The organism is Nonomuraea sp. NPDC005501, assembly GCF_040605905.1.
Lineage (GTDB): Bacteria > Actinomycetota > Actinomycetes > Streptosporangiales > Streptosporangiaceae > Nonomuraea.
Genome location: NZ_JBEXDT010000200.1, coordinates 1 through 4540, shown reverse-complemented (window position 1 = coordinate 4540; position 4540 = coordinate 1). Strand labels below are relative to the sequence as shown.

Here is a 4540-nt window from a genome sequence, read left to right as displayed (position 1 = left end):
GCGCCCGCTGCGGCCCCCGCCTGAGCGCCCACCGCCCGGCGGCCCCCACGACGAGCAGACCCGCCCCGAACGACGACGACAGCCACGCCAGCTCCCCGGCGGGCGTGTCCAGGTCGCGCGCCAGCAGCACCAGGCACGCGCCGAGACTGTTGATGGTGAACCCGAGTGCCACCTGCGCCAGCGCGACCTGCCGCACGGTCCGCCGGGTGTCCGCTCCACCGATGTCCGCCCGGCCCGCGCCCGGGTGAGCCACGTCCGGCCGGCCGGTGGGCGGTTGCCCGGCGGGAAGCCGCTGTTCGTCCGGGAGGTCTGTGTCGTCCCAGAAGCCGGTCATCGGTCCGCCGGGGCGGTGCCGGGGCCCGGTGGGGTGCCGTCAGGGCATGCTGTTCGGAGTGGGCCGGGATCCGGTCGCCGTCGCCGCACGGGGTCTCCTCACGTTAAACTCGTCCAACGAGGATAAAGGAGGCACCACCGCCCATGGCAAGCCCCGCCGGTCGTGGCCGGCCCGTCCGCGCCCCCTCCGTACGAGCACGGGACGCCCGGTGGCGTGGCGCGCTGGCCGTGCTGGACGAGATGCGCCGGGGGCCGGGCGTCACCCGGGCGGTCGTGGCCCGGCGGCTCGGCCTGTCCACCGGATCGGCCACCGAGATCACCGCCCGGCTGCGCGACCTGGCGTTGCTCGCTGAGAGCCCGGCCGCCGCCTCCGGGCGGGGCCGTCCGACGACCGTGCTCCATCCGCACCCGGACGGCCCGGTCGTCATCGCCGTGGACCTCCGTCAGGAGGACTGGCGGTGCGCGGTCGCGGAGCTCGACGGCACGCCGCGCGTCGCCGAGGAGGGCAGGCACGGGAGCCGCGATCCGGACCGCGTGATCGGCACGATCGCCGAGGCGGTGGGCCGGGTCCACGCCCGGCTGGGTGACCGCGTCCGTGCCGTCGCCGTGGCGGTCGCCGCGACCGTGCGCGACGGCGGGGTCGTGCAGTCGGCGACGCTGGGCTGGGACGCGGTGGACCTCACCGCGCTGGCACCCGTACCGGGCCTGCCGCTGCTGGTCGGCAACGACGCGACGCTCGCGGGCGCCGCCGAGGCGCGTTACGGCGCCGCCGCCGGGGCGGGCACGGCGCTGCACGTCACGATCGAGGTCGGCGTGGGCGGGACCCTGGTCGTGGACGGCCTGCCGGTCCAGGGGGCGACCGGAGCCGGCGGCGAGTTCGGCCACCTGCCGCTCGGCGACCCCGCGCTGCGCTGCCCCTGCGGAGCCCTGGGCTGCTGGGACCTCGCGGTCGACGGCCGGGCCATCGCCCGCCACCTGGGAGAGCCGCCGCCCGGCGACCCCCGCAGCTACGCCCAGGCGGCCCTGGCCAGAGCGGAGCACGACGCGGCGGTGCGGTCGGCGGTGGGCCGCGCGGCGGGCGGGTTCGGGCGGGGCCTCGCCGGGCTGATCAACGCGTTCGACCCGGGCATCGTCACGCTCGGCGGGTTCGCCGAGCCGCTGCGGGCCGCCGCCGAGGAGGAGTTCGCGGCGGCTCTGGCCGACGGGCTGATGCGGTTCCGACGCGCGGAGCCGCCGCCCGTGGTGGCCGCCGCCCTCGGAGGGGACGGCGCGCTGCACGGGGCGGCGGCGACCGCGCTCGACCACGTCCTCACGGAGGAGGGCCTCGGCGCGTGGGCGGCCGAGCATGCCGGCTGAGTGGCCGGAGCCGTCCGGTGAGGTCAGGGGGTGTGGAAGGCGACCTCCGGGTCGGCGCCGGCAGGCCCGTCGAGCAGCGGCTGCTTCCTGCCCTTCAGGTGCAGGTCGAAGAAGGCGCCGACGTAGGCCCGGGTGATCTGCAGGGAGCGCTGCGGGGACAGGGCGCCGGGCGCGGACGTGCCGGCCGCCTGCTGCAGGAGGGCCAGGTCGGTGAAGGCGGTGTGGTCGGTGTGGGCGACCGTGAGCCAGCGCCTCCAGCCCTCCATGTGGGGCCAGCTCGCGTCCCAGGTGTCGTCCTTGCCGGGAACGTGGTCGTCCTGGCTGCCCATCAGCAGGAAGGGCCGGCCGCCGAGGGCGCCGGCGGGGACCGCGGGGTGGAAGGTGCCGTCCAGGTTCACCCCGGCCCGCACGCGCTTGTCGGCCGCCATGGTGGCCGCGCTCGCGTCGCCGCCGAGCGAGTGCCCGGCCATGCCGATCCGCCCGGGGGCGATCATCGCGGCCTTCTTCCACGCCGGCCGCCGGCCGGTCAGCTCGTCGATGACGAAGGAGACGTCCCGGGTGCGGCTCTTCGTGATGGTCGCCTGCCCGCCCTCCGGCGGTTTGGGCTGGTCGCAGAGCGGGGCGCAGGTGAGGGTACGCCCGTCGGGGAACGTCGTGCCGGAGGACTCGTAGGCGTGGTCCACCAGCGCGACGACGTACCCGCGGGAGGCCAGCTCCTCGGCCAGGAAGGTGAGGCTGGCGCGTGGCAGCCCGAGGCCCGGGGAGAGCACCACCAGCGGGAACCGGCCGTGCTTCGGGGCGGCGCCGGTGTGGGCGTGGGTGCGGGTGGCGCTGACCGTCTCGGGCGGGATGGAGACGCCGGGGGCCTTGCGCCGCAGCAGCGACTCGGCCTCCGCCACGCTCATGTACGGCGCGGAGGGGCCGGCGTCGGACCGGGCGGGGTAGTACATCGACACCATGAGCTGCCGCGGGCCGTCCTGCGGCACCCAGGGGTCCTTGCGGTCCTCGTCCACGAGGTGCAGCGTGTCGCGGCCGACCGCGTACGGGCCGGTCGGCCGGGGCAGTTCGAGGCGCACGGCCGAGACGGGCCCGGCCGCTGGGGCGGCCGCGGGAACGGGGGCGGCGAGGGCGGGTGCCGCCGGTGCGGCGGCGGTCACGACGCAGGCTGTCATGACGCAGGCCGCCACCGCCAGGGGGACGGCCGCCGTCAGGCGCGGCCGGCGGGCACGACGGGCGGGCTTCTGGGCGTGGTGCTGTCGCATGGTCTCTCTCTCGTCGGAGGGTCTCGTCGAAGGGCGATCGGTTGAGGGTCGGGGGGCGTTCAGACGTCCCGGCGGTGGACGACGAGCAGGGTCACGGCCGCCGCCACCAGCGGCCACAGCGCGAAGACGAGCCACGAGCCCGTGACCGTGGGCAGGGCGGGGCTGTCGCGGGGCGCCACCAGCGACAGGCAGGTACGCCAGACGTAGAAGGGGAACAGGGCGTACAGGTCGTTGGCCCACTGGTGCACGGTCGGCTTGAAGAACGTCGGCAGGACGACCAGCACGGCGCAGACCGTGACGACGGTCGCCGCGGTGTGCCGCAGCAGCGCGCCGATGCCCATGCCGACCAGCGCCGACACGGGCGCGAGCAGCGCGTTCGCGGTGAGGACGCGGGCGACGCCGGGATCGCCGAGCGCGGCGGCGACGCCCCGGCCGGACAGGATGGCCTGGCTCACGCCGAACGCGGCCGTCACCGCGACCGCGCCGGTGGCGAGCATGACGCCCGCCGTGACGGCCACCTTGGCCACGACCACGCGGTGGCGGGCCGGGACCGCGGTGAACGTGCCGCGGATCAGGCCGGAGGCGTACTCCCCGGCGATCGTCAGGGCGCCCACGGCACCCGCGCCGATCATCACCATGACCCCGGCCAGGCCGCTGAAGGCCTCGGTCATCGGGTTGAACATGGCCTTCTCCATCGGGGTGAAGGCCGGCCACGCGTCGTACGTCTCAAGGCTCGACTGCGCGGCCAGCCCGATGACGGCCAGCGTGCCGAGCCCGAGGACCCAGCGGGTGGACCGCAGCGACCACAGCTTGATCCACTCCGACGCGAGCAGGTCACGGAGGCGGGCACGCGGCGCGCCGGAGGCTCCGGAGGTCATCGGCGGTCACCGGCGAGGTACTCGGCGTGGCCCGCGGTCAGCTCCATGAACGCCTCCTCCAGCGACGCGGCGCGCGGGACCAGCTCGTGGAGCACGATCCCGTCCCGGTGGGCGAGCTCGCCGACCCGCGCGGCACCCATCCCCGTCACCGTGAGCACGTCCGCGCCCGGCAGGAGGGTGGCGCCCTCACGGGTCAGTACGGCGGCGAGCCGGGCGGGGTCCGGGGTGCGCACGGTGACGCGGTCGCGGGCGCCGCGCGCCGCGAACTCGGCCAGGCTCTCCTCGGCGATCAGTTCCCCCCGGCCGATGACGACGAGGCGGTCGGCGGTGTTCTCCATCTCGCTCATCAGGTGGCTGGAGACGAGGACGGTGCGGCCCTCGTCGGCCAGCCGCCGGAACAGGCCGCGTACCCAGCGCACGCCCTCGGGGTCGAGGCCGTTGACCGGCTCGTCGAACAGCAGCACGGGCGGGTCGCCCAGCAGGGCGGCGGCGATGCCGAGCCGCTGCCGCATGCCTAGGGAGAACCCGCCGACGCGGCGGCGCGCCACGTCCTCCAGCCCCACCTCCCGCAGCACCTCGGCCACCCGGCGGCGGGGCAGGCCGTTGCCGCGGGCCAGCGCCGGTCGAGGCGGGCCGGTTTGTCGGCGACGGTGCGTGTGACCGACCCGTCGCCGGCGACGCGGTAGGTGTCGGGGGTGACCGTGCCCCCGA

The 4540-nt window shown here is 76.4% G+C and carries 5 protein-coding genes; 1 reads left to right on the top strand and 4 read right to left on the bottom strand.

Going from position 1 to position 4540, the window contains the following annotated elements:
- Positions 1-334: hypothetical protein (locus ABZS51_RS42375; RefSeq protein ID WP_355453922.1), on the bottom strand; the 334-nt coding region annotated here is incomplete at its 3' end.
- A 143-nt stretch (positions 335-477) separates the two neighbouring features.
- Here ABZS51_RS42375 and ABZS51_RS42370 point away from each other — a divergent pair.
- Positions 478-1689, top strand: a complete 1212-nt coding sequence (locus ABZS51_RS42370) for an ROK family transcriptional regulator (RefSeq protein ID WP_355453919.1) — start codon at positions 478-480, stop codon at positions 1687-1689.
- 23 nt (positions 1690-1712) lie between these two features.
- Here the strand turns inward: ABZS51_RS42370 and ABZS51_RS42365 are convergent, their stop codons facing one another.
- The 3 genes from ABZS51_RS42365 to ABZS51_RS42355 all read right to left on the bottom strand — a co-directional run.
- On the bottom strand, positions 1713-2951 hold the full coding sequence (locus tag ABZS51_RS42365) for an alpha/beta hydrolase (protein ID WP_355453916.1): 1239 nt from the start codon (positions 2949-2951) through the stop codon (positions 1713-1715).
- Between the two features lie 59 nt (positions 2952-3010).
- Positions 3011-3829 (bottom strand): hypothetical protein, encoded by an 819-nt coding sequence (locus ABZS51_RS42360; protein ID WP_355453913.1) that lies wholly within the window; start codon positions 3827-3829, stop codon positions 3011-3013.
- Positions 3826-4540, bottom strand: a 715-nt coding sequence (locus ABZS51_RS42355; protein ID WP_355453910.1) for an AAA family ATPase, incomplete at its 5' end; no start/stop codon positions are given. The genes ABZS51_RS42355 and ABZS51_RS42360, both read right to left, overlap by 4 nt.

What these genes read in the sequence shown, in the direction of transcription:
- ABZS51_RS42360 (WP_355453913.1), bottom strand. Translation starts at nt 3,829, where the DNA reads ATGACCTCCGGAGCCTCCGGCGCGCCGCGTGCCCGCCTCCGTGACCTG.
- ABZS51_RS42365 (WP_355453916.1), bottom strand. Translation starts at nt 2,951, where the DNA reads ATGCGACAGCACCACGCCCAGAAGCCCGCCCGTCGTGCCCGCCGGCCG.
- ABZS51_RS42370 (WP_355453919.1), top strand. Translation starts at nt 478, where the DNA reads ATGGCAAGCCCCGCCGGTCGTGGCCGGCCCGTCCGCGCCCCCTCCGTA.